This window comes from Crocosphaera sp. UHCC 0190 (assembly GCF_034932065.1).
Lineage (GTDB): Bacteria > Cyanobacteriota > Cyanobacteriia > Cyanobacteriales > Microcystaceae > UHCC-0190.
Genome location: NZ_JAYGHP010000004.1, coordinates 98,340 through 118,734, shown reverse-complemented (window position 1 = coordinate 118,734; position 20,395 = coordinate 98,340). Strand labels below are relative to the sequence as shown.

At 39.5% G+C, this 20,395-nt stretch carries 23 protein-coding genes; 11 read left to right on the top strand and 12 right to left on the bottom strand.

What is annotated here, in order from left to right:
- Nucleotides 1-2 precede the first annotated feature (2 nt).
- Entirely contained in the window at nt 3-83 is an 81-nt protein-coding gene (locus VB715_RS08085) for a PEP-CTERM sorting domain-containing protein (protein ID WP_323300899.1), read from the top strand.
- Between the two features lie 169 nt (nt 84-252).
- Here the strand turns inward: VB715_RS08085 and purB are convergent, their stop codons facing one another.
- The 4 genes from purB to VB715_RS08065 form a co-directional block, all read right to left on the bottom strand.
- Nucleotides 253-1,548, bottom strand: coding sequence for an adenylosuccinate lyase (purB, locus tag VB715_RS08080; protein ID WP_323300898.1), 1,296 nt, complete (start codon nt 1,546-1,548; stop codon nt 253-255).
- 40 nt (nt 1,549-1,588) lie between these two features.
- Nucleotides 1,589-1,900, bottom strand: a complete 312-nt coding sequence (locus VB715_RS08075; RefSeq protein ID WP_323300687.1) for a DUF1816 domain-containing protein — start codon at nt 1,898-1,900, stop codon at nt 1,589-1,591.
- 285 nt (nt 1,901-2,185) lie between these two features.
- Complete coding sequence (locus VB715_RS08070; protein ID WP_323300686.1) at nt 2,186-2,830, bottom strand: methyltransferase domain-containing protein; 645 nt, start codon at nt 2,828-2,830, stop codon at nt 2,186-2,188.
- Between the two features lie 82 nt (nt 2,831-2,912).
- On the bottom strand, nt 2,913-4,250 hold the full coding sequence (locus VB715_RS08065; protein WP_323300685.1) for a cyclic 2,3-diphosphoglycerate synthase: 1,338 nt from the start codon (nt 4,248-4,250) through the stop codon (nt 2,913-2,915).
- Nucleotides 4,251-4,591: 341 nt separating this feature from the next.
- Between VB715_RS08065 and VB715_RS08060 the strand changes: the two genes are divergently transcribed.
- The 3 genes from VB715_RS08060 to VB715_RS08050 all read left to right on the top strand — a co-directional run bounded on the left by VB715_RS08060 (nt 4,592) and on the right by VB715_RS08050 (nt 6,657).
- The gene (locus tag VB715_RS08060; protein ID WP_323300684.1) at nt 4,592-5,383 is read left to right on the top strand and encodes a glutathione S-transferase family protein; all 792 of its coding nucleotides are present in this window, start codon (nt 4,592-4,594) and stop codon (nt 5,381-5,383) included.
- A 76-nt stretch (nt 5,384-5,459) separates the two neighbouring features.
- The gene (gene msrB, locus VB715_RS08055) at nt 5,460-5,876 is read left to right on the top strand and encodes a peptide-methionine (R)-S-oxide reductase MsrB (RefSeq protein ID WP_323300683.1); all 417 of its coding nucleotides are present in this window, start codon (nt 5,460-5,462) and stop codon (nt 5,874-5,876) included.
- Between the two features lie 61 nt (nt 5,877-5,937).
- Nucleotides 5,938-6,657 (top strand): glutamine amidotransferase, encoded by a 720-nt coding sequence (locus VB715_RS08050; protein ID WP_323300682.1) that lies wholly within the window; start codon nt 5,938-5,940, stop codon nt 6,655-6,657.
- On the opposite strand, the gene VB715_RS08045 is transcribed toward VB715_RS08050, so the two are convergent.
- From VB715_RS08045 to serA, 4 genes are all read right to left on the bottom strand, one after another.
- A complete protein-coding gene (locus VB715_RS08045) occupies nt 6,654-7,862 on the bottom strand; it encodes a glycosyltransferase family 4 protein (RefSeq protein WP_323300681.1) in 1,209 nt (402 codons plus the stop codon). The genes VB715_RS08050 and VB715_RS08045 overlap by 4 nt on opposite strands.
- A 105-nt stretch (nt 7,863-7,967) precedes the next feature.
- A complete protein-coding gene (locus VB715_RS08040; protein WP_323300680.1) occupies nt 7,968-8,363 on the bottom strand; it encodes a hypothetical protein in 396 nt (131 codons plus the stop codon).
- A 312-nt stretch (nt 8,364-8,675) separates the two neighbouring features.
- Complete coding sequence (gene prmA, locus VB715_RS08035; protein ID WP_323300679.1) at nt 8,676-9,572, bottom strand: 50S ribosomal protein L11 methyltransferase; 897 nt, start codon at nt 9,570-9,572, stop codon at nt 8,676-8,678.
- Between the two features lie 60 nt (nt 9,573-9,632).
- On the bottom strand, nt 9,633-11,210 hold the full coding sequence (gene serA / locus VB715_RS08030; protein WP_323300678.1) for a phosphoglycerate dehydrogenase: 1,578 nt from the start codon (nt 11,208-11,210) through the stop codon (nt 9,633-9,635).
- A 37-nt stretch (nt 11,211-11,247) separates the two neighbouring features.
- On the opposite strand from serA, the gene VB715_RS08025 reads away from it, so the two are divergent.
- Nucleotides 11,248-11,433, top strand: coding sequence for a hypothetical protein (locus VB715_RS08025; protein ID WP_323300677.1), 186 nt, complete (start codon nt 11,248-11,250; stop codon nt 11,431-11,433).
- A gap of 5 nt (nt 11,434-11,438) precedes the next feature.
- A complete protein-coding gene (locus tag VB715_RS08020) occupies nt 11,439-12,311 on the top strand; it encodes an alpha/beta hydrolase (protein ID WP_323300676.1) in 873 nt (290 codons plus the stop codon).
- Nucleotides 12,312-12,330: 19 nt separating this feature from the next.
- Here VB715_RS08020 and VB715_RS08015 read toward each other — a convergent pair whose 3' ends face one another.
- The gene (locus VB715_RS08015) at nt 12,331-13,791 is read right to left on the bottom strand and encodes a RecQ family ATP-dependent DNA helicase (protein WP_323300675.1); all 1,461 of its coding nucleotides are present in this window, start codon (nt 13,789-13,791) and stop codon (nt 12,331-12,333) included.
- Between the two features lie 151 nt (nt 13,792-13,942).
- Between VB715_RS08015 and VB715_RS08010 the strand changes: the two genes are divergently transcribed.
- Nucleotides 13,943-14,128 (top strand): PCP reductase family protein, encoded by a 186-nt coding sequence (locus tag VB715_RS08010; RefSeq protein ID WP_323300674.1) that lies wholly within the window; start codon nt 13,943-13,945, stop codon nt 14,126-14,128.
- A gap of 331 nt (nt 14,129-14,459) precedes the next feature.
- Here VB715_RS08010 and VB715_RS08005 read toward each other — a convergent pair whose 3' ends face one another.
- The 3 genes from VB715_RS08005 to yidD all read right to left on the bottom strand — a co-directional run bounded on the left by VB715_RS08005 (nt 14,460) and on the right by yidD (nt 17,253).
- Nucleotides 14,460-16,247 (bottom strand): iron uptake porin, encoded by a 1,788-nt coding sequence (locus VB715_RS08005; RefSeq protein ID WP_323300673.1) that lies wholly within the window; start codon nt 16,245-16,247, stop codon nt 14,460-14,462.
- Nucleotides 16,248-16,491: 244 nt separating this feature from the next.
- Nucleotides 16,492-16,998 carry a hypothetical protein gene (locus tag VB715_RS08000; RefSeq protein ID WP_323300672.1) on the bottom strand — a complete coding sequence of 169 codons (507 nt, stop codon included), beginning with the start codon at nt 16,996-16,998 and terminating at the stop codon, nt 16,492-16,494.
- A 15-nt stretch (nt 16,999-17,013) separates the two neighbouring features.
- Nucleotides 17,014-17,253, bottom strand: coding sequence for a membrane protein insertion efficiency factor YidD (gene yidD / locus VB715_RS07995; protein WP_323300897.1), 240 nt, complete (start codon nt 17,251-17,253; stop codon nt 17,014-17,016).
- Nucleotides 17,254-17,414: 161 nt separating this feature from the next.
- Between yidD and VB715_RS07990 the strand changes: the two genes are divergently transcribed.
- The 4 genes from VB715_RS07990 to ychF all read left to right on the top strand — a co-directional run bounded on the left by VB715_RS07990 (nt 17,415) and on the right by ychF (nt 20,369).
- Entirely contained in the window at nt 17,415-18,326 is a 912-nt protein-coding gene (locus tag VB715_RS07990) for an alpha/beta hydrolase (protein WP_323300671.1), read from the top strand.
- A gap of 382 nt (nt 18,327-18,708) precedes the next feature.
- Entirely contained in the window at nt 18,709-19,059 is a 351-nt protein-coding gene (locus VB715_RS07985; protein WP_323300670.1) for a hypothetical protein, read from the top strand.
- Nucleotides 19,056-19,199: a hypothetical protein gene (locus tag VB715_RS07980; RefSeq protein ID WP_323300669.1), complete on the top strand. Its 144-nt coding sequence runs from the start codon at nt 19,056-19,058 to the stop codon at nt 19,197-19,199. The genes VB715_RS07985 and VB715_RS07980 overlap by 4 nt, the downstream gene beginning before the upstream one ends.
- A 78-nt stretch (nt 19,200-19,277) precedes the next feature.
- Complete coding sequence (ychF, locus tag VB715_RS07975; RefSeq protein WP_323300668.1) at nt 19,278-20,369, top strand: redox-regulated ATPase YchF; 1,092 nt, start codon at nt 19,278-19,280, stop codon at nt 20,367-20,369.
- Nucleotides 20,370-20,395 lie beyond the last annotated feature (26 nt).

The window sequence follows — 20,395 nt, the reverse complement described above, 5'->3', positions numbered from 1 at the left end:
CTATGCTTGGTGCTGTTGCTGCTCTTGCTTTCGGTACTGCTTTCAATCGTAAACTTGCTCAAAAGAAAGCTAATAAAGCTTAATATTTTTGGCTCCCGTACTTATGGTGATAAGCGCATCTTATCGAAAAAGGGCGTATGCCATACGCCCCTACAAAAACGAAATTTATCCCACTGTAGGGGCGCAACGCTTGCGCCCATAATGTAACATAAACAAACATTTTTCTCCATGATGTCGGGAGAGCCGCATTTTTTAAATTCCTAACCGTTGATAAATTGTGTCTAAATTTTGTAAATGATGTTGAGGATCAAAACATTTTTCAATCTCTTCAGATGACAAATATTGAGTCACCTGGGCATCTTTGCTAATTAAATCATGAAAGTTACCATCCTCTTTATTCCAAGCTTTATGGGCGCAACTTTGTACCACTCGATAAGCTTCTTCCCGCATCATGCCTTTTTCTACTAAAGATAATAACACCCGTTGACTAAATATGACCCCACCATAAACATTCATATTCCGTTTCATGTTATCAGGATACACCAATAAATTCTTAATTAAATCAGTGGTTTCTTTTAACATAAAATGGGTCAAAATACAAGTATCTGGTAACATCACCCGTTCTACAGAACTATGAGAAATGTCTCTTTCATGCCACAAAGCAACGTTTTCTAAAGCCGCTACTGTATATCCTCTAATAATACGGGCCATGCCTGTCAACCTTTCAGAACGGATCGGGTTGCGCTTATGAGGCATAGCAGAAGACCCTTTTTGTCCCTTAGAAAAGTATTCTTCCACCTCTAAAACATCAGTCCGTTGCAGGTTCCGAATTTCAACTGAAAAGCGTTCTAAAGATGCCGCTAATAAGGCTAATTGTTGCACAAATTCTGCATGGCGATCGCGGGAAATAACCTGAGTGGAAGCGAGATCAGGTTCAAGTCCCAAATACTGACAGGACAAAGCTTCTACCCTTGGGTCAACATTAGCATAAGTTCCCACGGCCCCTGATATTTTGCCAACAGAAATCGACTGACGTAAATTAATTAACCGTTCACGGTTCCGCAAGACTTCTGCTAACCATCCCGCCAATTTAAACCCAAAGGTGATCGGTTCCGCATGGATACCATGGGATCGCCCTACCATCACCGTGTTACGATGTTGTTGCGCCTGATATCGGATCGCTTGGATTAGGTCTTCTAGCTGTTCTAAAATCAAATTAAGACTGGCCACCATCTGCAAGGCGAGGGCTGTATCTAGAACATCTGAACTGGTCAACCCTAAATGGATGTAACGGCCAGCATCTCCCACATATTCATTAACATTGGTCAGGAAAGCAATCACATCATGACGCACTTCTGCCTCAATTTCTAGTACCCGTTGGGGGTCAAAATTGGCTTTGGCTTTGATTTCTTCTACCGCGTCTTTGGGGATATATCCTAATTCGGCTTGTGCTTCACAGACAGCAATTTCTACTTGTAGCCAGGTTTTCAACTTATAAGTATCTGTCCAGAGTTGGCCCATTTCGGGCAGGGTATAACGTTCGATCACTGCCTGTGTTACCGAATACAACTTTTTTATTTTACATGATTTATCCCTTCATGATGGTTAAATTTGTGGGTTGACACTGTTTTATAATCACTTTGATGTCTTGAGCCTTTTCTTGATTTAAGTCTTCAATGTAGCCCAATTGAGCATTATTGGCTTCTTCTAAGTTGTCAAAAGGTCCAAAATAGTAAGTACAAAGAGGAACATTTGTATGAATAATAATCCACCAAGGAATTTGTATTGTTTGTAACATATTCGTGTCCCTCATTGGTTCCTCTTTCATTTCATCAATCACTTGTGAGGAAATAGAAATACGGGAACGGGAGAAGTTAGAAATCAGGGTTTGATTACTCATCTGAGATTTTTCCACTAATTTGATCAATAAAGCCACGGAAAACCTTACAATTATCTCGAAATCTCTTGGATTCGTCTCTATTATTTATTATCATGGAAAATGTGCTATTTTTTGTTTTTTTAACTTAATCTTAATTTTGTGATCTGTCTATTATCTTCCTCTATAATCTAACGTTTCTTGATGGTTTAATCAAGGAACTTTAGAAAACTTAAAATTTCAATAAACTCCTCAATCTGGGTCGTATGGAAATATTTCAGATTGAGTTTTGTTTTGATCTGATTGTGATTACTTTTTGCTGCTAATCACAGCATAGAAGGGATCTGAGCCAATTATTCCTAATATTTGTAAGAAACTGGGTAGGGGAGATGTATTACTAATGATTTCTGGTTTGTTAAATCCTGAAACCTCTTGAAAATACCCTTTAACTAATTGAATTCTGCTTAAATCCGTGCCATCACGCCAAATAGTAATCGCTTTTTGATAAAACATTCGATTAGAAAAACTAATAATCACAATACCACCAGGTTTAAGAATACGATGAATCTCCGAAAAAATAGCTTCAGGATACTGTAAATATTGGACAGAAACTGCAATTAATACGGCATCAAAACTAGCATTATCTAGGGGGAATTTAGGATTATCATTAAGATTTTGGACAAAATAATGATCAAGACGAGGATTTTTGTCCAACTCTTCTTGATTCATTCCATGGCCTTCTATATGGGAAAATTCTATATCATCAGGAAGATGGGACACCCAACTACTCATTAAATCTAAAATACGGGTGTTCGGTTGCAAACGTTGCCGATAAAGAGTCGTTAATTGGTCAATAAATCCCTGATCAACATGAGTGACAAAACGGGGAAAGGCATAAAAATCCTGATCATTGGTAGGATCGAGTTTTTCTCGTTGTTCAGGCCGCAATAACATAGTTTAAGAGACACTTTGTCTAAATTTACTTTTTCAATTTTACAATTTGTTACACATAGTAGGGGTAATTCATGAATTACCCCTACAAGATCGTAGTTAAAAATTGTTCGATGCGATCGCCTAACCCTGGGGTTTGGGCCTCAGCAAATTCATAGCGGGCCCGAATGATCGGTTTATTGACTTGAATTAATGCCCCTAAATTACTTGGTGTAGCAGCAATAACGACATCAACCTCTGCATGATTAATGGTATCCTCTAAGGCTTTTAATTGGGCAGGAAAATAGCCCATTGCTGGTAATACTGGCCCGATATGCGGGTATTTTTCATAAATCTTGGCAATTTCAGCCACCGCATAGGGACGGGGATCAACAATTGCTGCTGCATGGGCCCGAGTTGCTGCAATATAACCGGCCCCGTAGGCCATTCCTCCATGGGTGGTGGTGGGGCCATCTTCTACCACTAAAACTCGGCGATCTCGCACTAATTCGGGGTTTTCTAAGGTAATGGGCGATTTACCACGAATAATGAGGGCTTTGGGGTTAACCTGTTGTACCGTTTCCCTCACCTGTTGAATATCAGCATCAGCAGCCGCGTCTACCTTGGCAATAATCACCACATCGGCCATGCGTAACACCACTTCCCCTGGATGATGGGTGGTTTCGTTTCCCGGCCGCAAGGGATCAACTAAAACAATGTGTAAATCAGGACGAATGAAGGGAAAATCGTTATTTCCTCCATCCCAAACAATGATATCAGCTTCCTCTTGGGCTTGTTTAACGATCAGTTCATAATCTACCCCAGCATAGACGATGTTACCAACAACCAAATGAGGTTCGTATTCTTCCCGTTCTTCAATGGTACAATTCGCCTGGGTTAAGTCTTCTAAGGTGGTGAAACGTTGCACCCTTTGTTTTTCTAAGTCACCGTAAGGCATAGGATGACGGATAATAGCGACTTTTAGGCCTTTTTGTCGCAATAATTTGGATAACCAGCGAGTGGTTTGAGATTTCCCGCAACCTGTTCGCACCGCAGAAACGGCAATTACCGGAACCTTAGCGGTTAACATGGTATGTTCGGGCCCTAATAATAAAAAGTCAGCCCCGGCCACTAAAACACGAGAGGCAATGTGCATCACTTGACTATGGGTGACATCGCTATAAGCAAAGATGACTTGATCGATGTTTTCTTGTTGACATAAGGTTTCTAATTGGGTTTCATCAACAATAGGAATGCCCTCTGGATAGAGAGAACCTGCTAAAATAGGGGGGTAGGAACGGTTGGCAATGCCTGATATTTGGGCAGCAGTAAAGGCGATAACTTCTACCTCTGGATTCTGACGGTAAACTTGATTAAAATTATGAAAGTCCCGTCCGGCTGCCCCCATAACAATGATTCGTCGCCGCGATCGCTTTTTTGTCACTATTTTACCCTCCGATAATCTTAGGGAAGTAGACAGAAAGGGTCAAGAGAAGATATAACAACTTGCTTATAATCGATATAACCTTTTCCCTTGTTCTAACTTTTCTATGCTGTGTTTTATACTCGATGTCAAAGATTAACTGTCATGGTGTTAGTTAATCTCAATTGATTTGTTGAAAAATTGCAGATTTTTAAAGAATTGATGACTATTTATTTTGTCTGTTTTCCCATTATAACATATTTTTCCTGAGAGGTTCTACCTGTAAAATAATTAGTGGCAAAATCATTAAAAAACGTTACAGTAAAGGGTAATTATTCTTATTCTTGAGGAGAGAAAGCCCGATGCTGGAATTATATCAATTTGAGATCTCTCAATATTCTGAGAAAGTCCGATTGATTCTCGATTACAAAGGGTTAGAGTATCGCAAAATCGAAGTTACCCCAGGCATTGGACAGTTAGAACTTTATAAAATGTCGGGTCAAAGACAAGTTCCGGTTTTAAAGGATGGAGATACCATCATCGCTGATTCAACAGAAATCGCCTTTTATTTAGATAGAAAATATCCTGAAAAACCCATTATTCCTACTGATCCTTTATTACGGGGTCAATGTTTATTGATTGAGGAATGGGCAGATGAATCTATTGGAGTTAAGGGAAGAATTGCTTTTGTTGGGGCGTTAAATCAAAACCCGAATTTCCGTACTTCTATGTTACCAAAAGAAGTACCAGATTTCCTAAAAACTATATTAGGGGCAGTCCCTGGGGATTTATTAAGTATTTTAGGAACTGGTGCAGGGTTCGGGCCAGATGCCGTTAAGGAAGCCAACAAAGCCCTGAAACAAGATTTAGAAGCCCTCAGTCTTATTTTACAACATCGTTCCTATTTAGTGGGAGATGAACCGACCTTAGCTGATTTGGCAGTTGCGGGATTAAGTATTATTTTGAAACAACCTGGGGGCGACTATTTAGACATTCCTAATGCACTGAAAGGTAAGGGAATTCCTGGTTTAGCAGATAATACCGCTTATGATAGCTTTTTCCTGTGGCGCGATCGCCTTTATATGGACTACCGGAAACCCCTATCTAGTAAGGGTCAAGGGGAAGGTTCTCCGACGACAATTGATATAGAATAGGAATGAGCATACAGCAATTTTATTAGGGTTTAATCCTCTTAAACCCATGAATCTTAACCACAGGAAAGTAATCATCATGAAAACCTCAGATAAACAATTTGAAGTCTCAAAAACAGAACAAGAATGGCAAGAAATTCTTGACCCAGAACAGTTTAATGTTTTGCGTAAACATGGTACAGAAAGGGCTGGAGCCAGTCCCCTTGATAAACAATATGGTGAGGGGATTTATGAATGTGCTGGATGTGGACAACCTGTGTTTACTTCTGATACAAAATATGATAGTGGAACGGGTTGGCCTAGCTTTTTTAACCCCATCGAAGGAGCAATTGAAACAACAGTAGATCGCTCTTTCTTTATGACTAGAACTGAAGTTCATTGTAGCCGTTGTGGTGGTCATTTGGGTCACGTTTTTGCCGATGGACCGAAACCCACTGGACAACGATATTGTATGAATGGGGTTTCCTTAAAGTTTCAACCAAAAATTGAAGATTAAAAAGTTTGAGTAAGGTGGGCAATGCCCACCCTACGTTGATTGATAAACAGGAAATAGGAAGATGAAACAAGCATTGGTTATTAGACATTTGATGTTCGAGGATCTCGGTTCTTTAGCTCCCGTATTACAAGCCAAAGGCTATGAGATCACTTACTTAGAGGCTGGATCTGATGATTTAAGCAATATTAACCCACTCGAACCCGAATTAGTGATTATTCTCGGTGGCCCCATTGGTGCTTATGATGACCAAGATTATCCCTTCATTAAAGATGAATTGCACCTCTTAGAACAACGTTTAAAGGTTGATGCACCTACTTTGGGGATCTGTTTGGGAGCGCAACTAATGGCCAGAGCTTTGGGGGCAAAAGTTTATCCAGGCAATGAAAAAGAAATTGGTTGGTTTCCCATTCAACTAACGGCAGCCGGGGCAGCATCTTCTTTGAGATATTTAGCCCAACCAGGAGAAACAGTATTACATTGGCATGGTGATACCTTTGATTTACCCCAAGGTGCAACCCATTTAGCCTCTAGTGAGAAATATCCTAATCAAGCCTTTGCTTGGGGTAACTGTGGACTGGCCATACAATTTCATCCAGAAGTGACGAAAAATGGCTTAGAACGTTGGTTTATTGGTCATGCTTGTGAGATTAATCATGCCCCTGGGGTAACGGTAGCTGAGTTACGTCAAGAGACAGAAAAATATGCTCAATTATTGGAAGTGCAAGGAGAAAAATGTTGGCAAGGGTGGTTAGAACAAATTGAGGCAGCCCTATTAGTTTAAGGTTTCTGACAAATCCACTTAATATGTTCAGGTAATAACTTAGCTAAAGCATATCTTTCTTGCACGGTTTCCCTCGCTTTTACCCGCAATTTTGCCATCTTATCAGGATGCTCTAAAACTTCCTCAATGCGCTCAACTATTCTATCAACGGCAAAGAAATCTACTAATAACCCATTGACCCCATCTTCGATCACTTCCTGAACCGGAGGCGTATTGGAACCCAGAATTACACAACCTGTAGACATGGCTTCTAACATCGACCAAGATAAGACAAAAGGACGGGTTAAATAAACATGAACGGAGGAAGCTTGTATCACTTTCAAATATTCAGAATAAGGTAAAGATCCTGTAAAATGAAGACGAGATAAATCATAGGAAAATGTTTCTAACATCAACTGTTTATAAGTTTTTCCATCCGGTAGCGATCGCCCATAAGCAACTCTGTCCTCTCCTACTATTACCACATGACAATTTGGTCGTCTTTTTAATAAAATAGAAACCGCTTCCATAAACTGAGGAAACCCCCGATAAGGTTCCATTCCTCGCCCCACATAAGTAACAATTTCTTCTACTTCTGATAAGTCTAATTTTTTATCATTTAAAACTAATTTTGCCCCAGGTATGGGTTTAAAATAGTCCGTATCAACCCCATCATGACGCACCGTAATTTTAGAATGGAATTCTGGAGGGAATTGTTCTCGTTGCCAATAAGTAGGAGATAACCCGCGATCGCAACTATATAAATCTGTTAAAATAGGGCTATTTTTAATGCGAATTTTCGCCTCAGCATCGGCATTTAAGGGCTCTTTGGGATCAAAATCTGCATCGGTTCCATGGGCATGATAAAACCATTCAAAGAAGCATAATAATTCAGCTTTTGGGAAGATATCCTTAATAAAAAGAGTCGGCCCCCACCCTGAATGGCCATAGACTACATCAGGCACAAACCCTTGACTCTTCAATTGTTCAGCAATGCGATAAACCGCCTGGCCCTGTAATACCGCATTTTCCAAAGGTCGCACATAATGATGGGTTTCGGGACGGGCTTCACGGGAAGGGGTATAGATAGCTTTTACAACCCCTTGAATTTGCCCTTCCTTGCGCTTTGTGCCAAAGACAACCCGATTTTTCGGATTTTTAGCCAACTCAGTAGCCAGATGACGAAATTGGGCGGGAAAATTGGGATGTAAAAAGAGAATTTGCATAAATAATCAAGGAAAGACCAAACATATAAAAAATAGCCTAGAACTGGGGTTCTAGACTACAACCAAAACGAAACTTAACAGTTAATTAAACTTTTCATCTCAAGCTTAACCACGAGGGGTTTTGACTTGACGGGCCATTGTTTTAAAAGTATTTAAACTCGGGCCGGGACGACGACGAGAGGTGGGAACCATGAAAAATTTAGTGGCAAATTCGACTTCTTGGGGTTCTTGTTTTTTAACAACCACTGGCATTGGGGCAACAACTTCTGGTTTGGGATCTTGTTTTTTTGCTGCTTTTTTAACTGATGTTTTCTTGCTTTTTTTCTTGCCTTCTGCTTTAGTCGATTCTTCTTCAACAACCACAGCTACTATCTCAGCTTGAGGGGCAGGGGTTTCCGTTGCCGCAGTTACGCTTACCTCTGCTGGGGGAACTCCTTTTGATTCATCTAATTCTAAGAAAAATTCTTCTTTCTTCCCACGACGCAATAATTTGTTGAGCATTTCCTAAAAATCTCCTAAAAAAGTTAGCTAAAAATTAATGCAGATAGATTCAATCTTTTGTCAAGAAATATCCTAACTCTAGATCTCTCTCTTCCTAACATAACTAATATTTAATTAGTCCCTATTAATCATGTTTATTAAGGTAATAATTACTTTCCTCACCTATCTATCAAGCCAGAAAGAGCAACTTTTTGCAATTATTTTTAACAAAACTTAACAAAAAAATCATATTTAGGGAGTTATGGAGCATAGCTGACAGGACTAATTTGGTGGATTATGATGATGGAGCCATGATTAAATCCAATTTTCAGCCTAATCTTGAGCTTTGCGAATTTGAATACAACACCATTGTTGACGTTTCCAGAGGGCAGCCACCACCCATCCATGTTGTTCTAGGGTATCAGCGATCGCCTGAGATTGTTCTAATAAAATCCCACTTAAAACCCCCCAAGATTGAGGTTTTGCCAATTTAGAAAATGCAGGAATCAACTCAATAATTACTTCAGCTAAAATATTACAAACAATTCCATCTACCCCTTCAGGAAGCAATTCTAATAATTTTTCAACACTGCCTTGATTAATCACTAAAGAATCAGCAGAAATTTGATTAAGTTCACGGTTTTCTTGGGCTGCTTTAATGGTCAAAGGATCAGTATCCACCGCATAAACTTTTGTTGCGCCTAACAAAATAGCCCCAATAGAAAGAATACCCGATCCTGACCCAATATCAGCAATAACTAGCTCATGTTGCACATCAGATAAACGCATTTCTAGGGACTCTAAACAAAGTTGCGTGGTAGCATGAGTTCCCGTCCCAAAAGCCACCCCAGGATCAAGACGGAGAATGATCCGGTCAGTTTTTTCTGGGGGAGTTAACCAGGCCGGATAAATGAGAAAGCGATCGCCAACTTCTGTGGGTTCCCAATATTGTTTCCAACTGCTAGACCAGTCTTCATCTTCAATCGACTTCCAACGGGTGAGGGGTTGGGGCAATTCTAATACTAAAGCATCCTGTTGTAACCAAAGGGATAAGGCCGAGATATCCAAAGATTGATATTTAATTTGAGGAACATAGGCCCGAATAATATAGGATTTTCCTTTAATTTCCCTGGAGGTTCCCGAACAGCCAAACTTTTCTAACCGCCAAAAAATGGATTCTTCCAAATTGGGGTGACATAAGACACTAATTTCCCACCAGCTAGTTGACATGGAATCCTACGGTAAACATTAACAGAAACAGGGGCGAATGGCCATTCGCCCCTACAGTAGTTACAGTTTAACGGTATAAGCGTCTCGAATGCCGGCCACTTTAATAATTTCAGAAAGCAGTCCTTCAGGTAAAGGATCATCCAAACTCACAGCCATAACAGCATCACCTCGGACAATTTTGCGTCCCACTTGCATACTGGCGATATTAACGTTAAAACTGCCCAACAGAGAGCCAATTTTCCCAATAATCCCTGGCATATCCCGGTGAACAGTAAATAACATATAGTTACTGGGAGGCACGTTAATGGGGAAACCATCCACATCAGTAATGCGAATTTCGCCATCACTCAATAACGCACCCGTCACAGAATGTTCACCCATAGAACCTTGGGCCGAAAGATGGAGAGAACCAGAATAGTCCCGAATGGCAGCATCACGGGTTTCAATGATACGGATACCTCGTTCTTTCGCTTCAATGGCAGCATTGACATAATTTACCCGTTCTCGCAAGGCTTGGGATAGTAACCCCTTAATGGAAGCGACAACAATGGGTTGACTGTTACTGGTAGCTAATTCCCCTTGTAAGCGCACCGTTAAGCGTTCAATGCGTCCTCCTGCTAATTGTCCCACCAAATTGCCCAAGGTTTCTGCTAATTGCAAATAAGGGCGCATTTTTTCCATGACATCGGGGGTGAGTCCGGGAATATTAACCGCAGAACGAGCAGGTAAACCTAAGAGAACATCTCGAATTTGTTCTGCCACATCAATGGCCACATTTACCTGTGCTTCTGCCGTAGATGCGCCTAAATGGGGAGTCAGAATTATATTATCTAAGTCTCTGAGTTTGGACTCTCCTAGGGGTTCTTCTTCAAACACATCTAAAGCGGCCCCGGCAATTTGACCGGCGGCCAAGGCTTCAGCTAGAGCATCCTCATCAATAATACCGCCCCGCGCACAGTTAATAATGCGGGTAGTCGGTTTCATCTTGGCCAAGGCTTCTTTGTTGATGAGATGATTGGTTTCGGTGGTTTTGGGGATATGTAGGGTAATATAATCCGATTCGGAGAAGAGTAGATCGAGATCAACTAGGGTACAACCTAACTGTTCGGCCCGATCTTGGGAGATAAAAGGATCATAAGCCAAGAGTTTCATGCCCATTGACTTGGCCACGTTGGCTACATGGGAACCAATTTTCCCTAACCCTACTACGCCCAAGGTTTTTTTGTAAACTTCGGCCCCCACGAATTTTTTGCGATCCCATTTTTTATGCTTGACGGACTGGTTAGCATCAGGGATATAGCGTGATAGGGATAACATCATGGCTAAGGCGTGTTCTGCCGCAGCAATGGTATTGCCTTCGGGAGAGTTAACCACGACAATACCCTGACGGGTAGCAGCAGGAACATCAATATTATCGACCCCTACGCCCGCTCTACCAATGATTTTGAGTTGAGTACCAGCTTCAATAATTTCTTTGGTGACACGGGTTCCAGAACGAAGCATCAAGGCATCGTATTCAGGGATAATCTTAACTAATTCTTCGGCGGGCAGTCCTGTTTTAACGTCTACTTGCGCCACTTGGGAGAGGATATCGATACCTACTTGGTCAATGGGGTCGGATACAAGAACTTTTGCCATAATTCGTTTCTGTAGGGGTGATCGGTTATTTTTTCTTATGGTTGCAGTAGCTCATTTTAGCGGTCAATGTAACGTCCAATCGCAAATCCTTAAGAAGATTTCCGGTTTTGTTCTTTTAAAATGGCGATCGCGCCTCGAATGGTTGACCCTGTGGCAAGGCCATTTGTTCAATAAACCCGCCCTATCTCGTCTATATTATTACTATATTTCTAAAAATCCTTAAAAAACATGGTTAACTATACTTTAGAAAAAGGTTGGCAAGAGGGTTACATTCAAAGTAACGGTATCGAATTACATTATGTAACTAAAGGACAGGGTAAATTGATGTTAATGTTGCATGGCTTTCCTGAATTTTGGTATTCTTGGCGATATCAAATTGCTGAATTTTCTCAGAATTATAATGTCGTTGCTTTAGATTTAAGAGGTTATAATAAAAGTGATAAACCCCAAGCTTTAAAGGCTTATCATATTAGTGAATTAGTGAAGGATATTGAAGGAGTAATTAAAGGATTAGGCTATGATAATTGTATCTTAGTGGCCCATGATTGGGGAGGAGCTATTGCTTGGTATTTTGTCAATTCTTATCCTGAGATGGTTGAGAAGTTAATTGTAATGAATCTTCCCCATCCAGCCAAATTTAAACAGAGTTTAAAAACCCTTCAGCAATTATCAAAAAGTTGGTATATATTTGCCTTTCAACTGCCTAAATTGCCAGAGTGGTTATTACAAAGAAATAATTATCAATTAATTGCCTCTATCTTTAAAAAGACTGTAGTCGATCAAAGTGCTTTTAGTCAAGAAGATTTAGATTGTTATAGAGAAGCAGCAGCAAAACCAGGGGCATTAACTGCTATGTTAAATTACTATAGAAATATCTTTCAAGGAGTCTTTAAAACCTCAGAACAGCCCTGGAAAAAGCTATCAATATCTGTGTTAATGATTTGGGGTGAAAATGATACCGCATTAGGGAAAGAATTAACCTATGGAACAGAAGATTATGTAGAAAACCTTACCCTCAAATATATTCCTAATTGTAGTCACTGGGTTCAACAAGAAAAACCTCAATTAGTTAATGAGTATATGAGAGAGTTTCTTCAATAATTTTAAATAAAACTCAATTTTAATGACGACGGCAATTATCACAATGACCACAGTTCCACCCCTTTGCTTCTTCTGGAAAACCAAAGGCATTTAATAAATATTGCCAACGACAATTACGAGTCATTAAATATTGATTCATTTGTTGAGAAGCTTGTTGAGATATTTGCTTGATTTTAGCTAAATTAACAGACATAGAAGATGATTTGAGACGATAATGAAAGGGGTCTAACCATTGTAATTGTCCCCAACGATGTAATAATGATAAAATGATTTCTCCTTGGGGTATTTCTTGGGTAATGTCTTGTATATTTCCTTCTTGGGGTATTCTCTTAACATAATTTTTTGCCTGTTGATATTGTTTCTCTAATTGCTTTAAAAAATACTGTCTTTTTTGTTGATCACTGGAATCAAGCCATCCTGTGGGTTCACTGATTAAAGTTAAATTGTCTGTCTTTTTCCCATCTCTTCCTCCTCGTCCAATTTCTTGTAAATATTCTGATAGTAAAAAAGGGGCTTGAAAATGAACAACCCAGCGCACATTCGGTTTATTAATTCCTAACCCAAAGGCTGAAGTACATACCACAAATTGTAAGTTTTCTTCTAACCATCTTTGTTCAATTTCTCGTCTTTGCTGGGGACTTAAACCTGCATGATAAGCTGTATTTTTATAATTAAGAGAGGCTAACCATTGACTTAGACTTTCACTCTCTCGACGAGAACGAATATAAATTAATCCACTTTGTTTTTGATGACTTTGAATAAAGTTTAAAAGTTGATGATTCCGACAGCGAGGAGTCCAAGCTATTTTAACCTTTAAATTGAGATTAGCACGATAGGGACTGAGACAAAATTTTTGCGGATTTTCTAATTGTAAAACCCGTTGAATAATTCCCTGAGTTCTGAGGTCTGCTGTGGCTGTAAACGCTGCGATCGCAATTTTAGTATCTGGGGGTTTATTTAATAATAATGCTTGTCTAACTGCCCCTAAACGTCCATAGGCAGGACGAAAGGTTTCTCCCCACTCCACTAAACAATGGGCTTCATCTAAAATTAGTCCATTAATTTTAAGTTCAGGACTTTTTAATATTTCCCAAATAGGAGGACTTAATAAGGTTTCTGGGGATAAGTAAAGTAATCTTATTTGTTGTTTTTTGACCTTTTCTAAAGTCTTTTTTCGTTGAGGTTTAGGAATCTCATTATGTAATAAATCTGCAGGTAACTGCTTTTGTTTTAGCTCATAAACTTGATTTTCCATCAAGGCAACTAAGGGAGAAATTACTAAAGTTAATCCTTTTTGTAATAAAGCAGGAAGTTGAAAACATAAGGATTTTCCTGCTCCTGTTGGTATCACGATAATTGCATCTTGAGCATTTAATAAACATTCAATAATTTCTCCTTGAGGAGATCTAAAATTTTCATACCCCCAAATTTTTTGGAAAGTTTGACGGACAATTGACCACTGATCACTTTGATTATTCATTGACTCAATTTATTCTCATTCTCTGATTTAATTGTTAGGTTAACTTTATAAGTGGGGATAGGATGATTTTTTTACTATTTGTTAATGCAAGATTTTCTAGACAACTGACCATGATAAAATCAAGTTAGGAGTTAGGTAAATAGAGAAAACTATGAATAATTTTAATATCGAAGACAGTCCCCGTTGGACGGCAGACGCTCAAGCAAAACTCAAAAATATTCCGTTTTTTGTACGAACCCAAGCCAGACAACGTATCGAAGAATTAGCTAGGGCCGCGGGGTTAGACGAGGTAACAGTTGAGATGGTAGAACAAGCACGGTTAGAATTTGGGCAATAATTTTGAGTAATTCTTGAAATAGGGAATACTCCTCTGTGTCGGGGTAATTCATGAATTGCCTCTACTTGTTATATCATAAAAAATTATTGTAATGCAATTTACATTTTAAATATCTAATATAAGCTGAAAACCTTGATTTGTCATCCTGAGAGAGAAAATCGGCAAAAATGGCTCAACGAACTTGCGCCTTTTGAGGTACTTATGATACACTGATGGAGCAAAGTCACAGGCTTGCTTTGGCAAAAACTGATTTTAAGACCGGATTGTTGATTTTTGTAACAAAAAAAATCTTCCCCCTCTCCTGTGAGAAAAGGGAAAGAATTTTTGATAATTAAAAAGTGAAAGTCGTCCGAATCGCACCAACCCAAATGCTATTGTTATTGTTATTACCATCGGGTTGCAGAATCACATAAACCCCAGGAGTAATCAAGATATTATCGTTGATTGGATACTTATACTGGGTTTCCACAATATAGGGGGTATCTTGGTCAGGAACGGCCAAATCTCCCGTAAGAGCATCAATACGCCGTGTATTAGTAATGGAACCACCCGCAACACTTAAAACGGCTCCTTCCTTACCCAAATCAACCACAGAAAGGGCAGCACTCCAGACCCAAACATCAGCCCCAAACCCTTTACGACTATTGCCATCTGCATCCGACCCTTGGGCCCTGGCCAGGGCATAACCTCCCCAAGCAGAGAAGTTAAATGTCTCATTAATCCGCCAGTTTCCTGTAATGCCATAACTATCTCGAATAGTTGGGGCCCCTAAAAAGGGGTCTTTACCAATCCCTTGACCTGTTTGGGAGGTTTGGTTATCAGGTTCCACATAACTACCCGTACTCGACGAAATATCTGACTCTCCATTGGCAAAATAGGTATGTAAGAAGGTCAGGGTAAAACTGAGAGCATCGTCAGGATAAATCCCTAATTGGGCCCCCGTACTGTAATTACCATTAAACAAACCATTACCCAAAGAGGGATCATTCCCATTACCAGCTAGATAAAGACCTCTGAGGGTAAACACTTCATTAAACTTGTAGTTTAACCCGATACCTCGGCCTTCCGACCCCCGAAACGTCAGAGGATTATAACGAATGAAGCGAGAGAGGGCCCCTGATTCTTCTGCAAAGAGGAAAGGGTTGCCCACATCAAAGATATCATCAATATCTAAAGAATTAGCCCCCACCCAAGTCGTTAAGTTACCAATGGGAAAACGATAATAGACATCATCAATAAACGTGGTGCTATCGCTTTGAGAATCATGACCCAGACGGGCCATTTCCGTTCCCGTGGGGTCTGACCAATTAACAATGGTTCCGCTTTCAAAACGGGTTTTTAGTAAATCTTCCCCCGTAAAGCTGGTATCAAAGTTATAGCGCGTCCGATGACCAATGACTCCACGATCATCAATCCGTCGTCTTTCCAGTAACCCTTGGTCGAACAAATCTTGCTCACGGAAATCGAGGGCCCGTTCCCCCCAAGCACCAGAGAGAGTAACAATCACTTCTCCATTTAACTTGGTGGTGGTGGAAAATTGATGATCTTCGAGATAAGAAACCCGTTGTTCTAGATTACCAACTCTGGCCCCTAAAGCGGCTAATTCTTGCTCAAATTCTTGGGCCAAACGCTTTAATTTCTCGATATCTTCCCGTAAAACCGCTACATTTTCTTGTAGGAGTCGTTCAATGGTATTGAGACAAGCATTTAACCCCGCAGCAAATTCCCAACGACTTAAGGCCCGGTTTCCGCGATAGGTGCGATCGGGATATCCCACAATACAACCATAGCGTTCTACTAAACTTCTTAATGCTTCATAGGCCCAGTCTGTTGGGGACACATCCTGTAATTCCGAGATACTGGTAACTTGGCCCATGGAAGGGGTCGTTCCTGAGTCCTCAAACTGTTTTGAGTGATCTCGGTTAAGGGGGGTTTGCAGTTGGGGACGGTTACGGATAACCCCTAATGCTTCATGGGGAGAGACGGTTTCTCGATTTTCCTCTTTCTCGTCAAAAAGACTTTCTTGGTCAGGAGCCGCGATCGCTGATGGTATTAAAAAACACAGAACACCCAGGACAGCAGGTGTTATCTTGATTATTGAAGCAATTGACTTTAACATGATAGGAATCCTCACACCTCAATTTAATTGGGAGTGGTGCTAATCAACCCCCATAATCTTGCGCCTCATAAGTAAACTCTTAATCAACAAGACCTACATTCTAATCTAAAAATAAGGGTATTTTTGCCAATAAGGACAGATTCTTTACAGATTTCAGCAAACAATCTTTACAATGTGTTTGAGTTTTATTGAGAGTAATTTTTAGTTACTTGGACTTACTCTTCTCAGGGAAAGCTTAGCAGACTTATAGGTACAAATCAGCAATATAGGTTTTTAACTCATCAATTTGTTGCTTTTCTTTCTCATTAAGCATGAGATTGGTTTGAAACAAAATTTCCCCCTCTTCTGAAATATCAGCAATGAGTCGATTTCTTACAGTTTCTCCTAACTGTTGACCTGCTACTTCCCAAATTGCGTCTTTCGGACTCGCTAAAATGTCATGATGTTCTGCCAGAAATGCTGCTTGAAACTCAAAAGGTTTCCAACCCTGTTCTGAGCGTAACGCATTGATTAAGGTTTCGGATAAGTTGTGAGCATCAGTTTTTTCACCTTTTGCTTTTAACCATAAAACCCAAGCACAAAAGGCCATTAAGGTACTTTCTAAATTTTGCGGACAATAGACAATCGTTTCTAAAAGTTCCTGGGAAAAATTTACCCCTAAGCGTCTTAGTCCCCACTTATATTTATCAAAAATTTCTACAGTAATATTATCAACATATTCATAGTAAATGGCCTTTCTTAAGTTAATCATATATATAGATTGTTCCTATTTCAGTTTTGAGCCATTATTATTAATAGGAGGAACGGGATCATAACCACCAGGATGTAGAGGATGACAGCGCAAAATTCGTTTAATTCCTAACCAACTTCCTTGAAAAACACCAAACCTTTCAATCGCTTCTAATGTATACTGAGAACAAGTTGGTTGAAAGCGACAACTGGGTAGAAATAAAGGGGAAATAAATTTTCGATACCCTTTGATTAGTAAAATTAATAGTGATTTGATAAACAGCATTATTCAAGTCCTTTGGCAAAATTTTCCATGATTCCTGATCCTAAAGTTAAGCATTACGGTTCTTTATAATTTATACTAGAAACGGGCCATTATTGTTGAGTTATTTTGACTGTTAACCCGATCATGACTTACCCATAGGGTAGGATAAATATATGCCGACTATTGATATCTTGGGAGTTCCACACGCCTACGAGCTAACTTCTCCTTCTCCCAAGCCTTCTACACCTGTTTTAATCTTCATTCATGGCTGGTTATTAAGCCGTCAATATTGGTTGCCCTTAATTGAACAGCTATCCCCCGATTATGCCTGTCTTATTTACGATCTCAGAGGATTTGGGGATTCTCATTCAGTATCTTCTGAGGCTTACTCTTCAATGAATTGCCCCACTCAATCGGAAGAAACGACTCTAGGGGTTCAAGATTTGTCCCCCTATACTTTAGCAGCTTATGCTCAAGATCTCAACATTTTATTGCAGAAATTCGGCATTGAACGAGCTTGGTTAATTGGTCATTCTTTAGGGGGAAGTATTGCCTTATGGGGTGCGGATATTTGTTCTGAAAGAGTCCAAGGAGTGATTTGTTTAAATGCGGGGGGTGGAATTTATTTAAAAGAAGAATTTGAACGGTTTCGTTCTGCGGGAAAACAGTTGGTTAAACTGCGTCCTAGTTGGTTGTCTTATGTTCCATTAATTGACATTCTCTTTTCAAGAATTATGGTGGCAAGTCCCCTAGAAAGACGTTGGGGAAGACAAAGAGTGTTAGATTTAATGAGAGCAGATACCAAAGCAGCATTAGGATCTTTATTGGATTCTACTACAGAAAATGAAGTCCATTTATTACCTCAAATTGTTGCCCGTTTACAGCAACCTGTTTATTTTTTTGCAGGGGAACAAGATACGGTAATGGAACCGAAATATGTCCAGTATTTGGCGAGTTTTCATGAACTTTTTAATTATCAAGGAAATAATGTGATTGAACTCCCTAATTGTGGTCATATGTCCATGATTGAACAACCAGAACTTTTAGGGGAAAAAATGCTGCAAATTTTAATGACCCATGAGTGAAATTAAAGACACAATTGCCCAAGATATCTTAAAATATTCTTTCGTATAAATTTTGCTTATCATATAAATTTTATTGTTTTGAATAATTTATATATATTCAAAAAGTCCAAAAGAGTCCCGTCGAGGTAAAAATCAGAAAAATTGAGCAACGAGCTTGCGCCACTTGAGGCACTTATGATAGACTAACGAATGATAGTCTCAGGCCTGTTTATGCCAAAAATCAGATTTAACGCAAAACTACCTATTTTGTGGGATTATAGACTGAAAGATAGTGAGGGGACTTTTTTCAGAGATGCGATCGCTACAACCTAAATTTTGGTTCTGAAAATTTTCCCGTTATCATGATTGAATCATCAAGAATCATTTTTAACAGAAAACAAGTATGAAAGTTACCTTAGATATTGCAACATCGGATCTAGAAAAACTTTTCAATTCGATTATAGCAGAACCCCGTATTCACTTAAGCAATATGACTTGGGAAGAATACGAAAATCTTGTACAAATGTTCAATCATAAACCATTAGTGCGTTTAAGTTATCTGGAAGGAAATCTTGAAATTATGACCAATTCTCCAGAAGATGAAATGATCAAAACGCTGATTGGACGTTTAATTGAAATTTATGCCCTAGAAAAAGAGATTGATTTATACGGGTGTGGTTCAGCAACTTATAAAAAAGAAGCGTTCCTGAAGTATTATTTTGGCAAGGGGGTAAATTTACCCTTTATCAGTTGATTAATACCGATGAAGGGTATCAAGAAACATCGCAAAGTCAATTATTATCTGAACTTGATTTGAATAAATTAGCCGAATATATTGATCCTGCTGAAGAACCGCAAATGGTTCGTGCTTATCGTCAAGCAATTAATTCTTAAAAGACAATAGGTAAATTGATTATTTTTCATTGATCACTGATAATGAATAAGGACTCATTGATCATGAATAAGCGATAAATGCTAAAAGCTGGAATAGTTGGACTGCCCAATGTCGGTAAATCGACCCTATTTAACGCCCTAGTTGCCAATGCCAAGGCAGAGGCTGCTAACTTCCCCTTTTGTACCATAGAACCGAATGTGGGGGTTGTCGCTGTTCCTGACGAAAGATTAACCATCCTAGCAGAACTTTCAAAATCAGAGAAAATTGTCCCTACCCGCATGGAATTTGTGGATATTGCCGGATTAGTTAAAGGCGCAAGTCAAGGAGAAGGTTTAGGCAACCAATTCTTAGCTAATATACGGGAAGTAGATGCTATTGTTCACGTCGTGCGCTGTTTCGATGATGATGATATTATTCACGTTTCCGGTTCCGTTGACCCCACTAGAGACATCGAAGTCATCAATTTAGAGCTTGCCTTAGCTGACCTATATCAAGCCGAAAAACGCCTAGAACGGGTGAGAAAACAAGTTAAGGGCAAAAAAGAAGGCCAAGAAGAAATACCCGCATTAGAGAAGATTGTCGCTGCGCTGAATGAAGGAATTGGGGCCCGTCATGTTGAGTTAACAGAAGAAGAAGACGAATTAATTAAACCCTTGGAACTTCTCACCCGTAAACCGATTATTTATGCTGCTAATGTGTCAGAAGATGACTTAGCTACAGGGAATGATTGGGTAGAGGAAGTCAAAAAAATTGCCGCTATTGATAAGGCAAAAGTTGTCATTGTTTCTGCTCAAGTAGAATCAGAATTAGTAGAAATTCCCGACGAAGAAAAAGCGGATTATTTAGAAGCATTAGGAGTCAAAGAAGGGGGTTTAAAATCCTTAATTAGAGCAACTTATGAATTATTGGGTTTAAGGACTTATTTAACCACTGGCCCCCAAGAAACTCGCGCTTGGACAATTCATGCAGGGATGAAAGCACCCCAAGCAGCAGGAGTTATTCATACGGATTTTGAACGGGGATTTATTCGCGCTGAAACCGTCGCTTATGATGATTTAGTTGTTTGTAAAACCATGACGGTTGCGAAAGAAAAAGGCTTAGTGCGTAGCGAGGGTAAAGAATATGTCGTTAAAGAAGGAGATGTGATGTTATTTAGGTTTAATGTTTGATCACAGTAGAGAAATACACTGGTGAT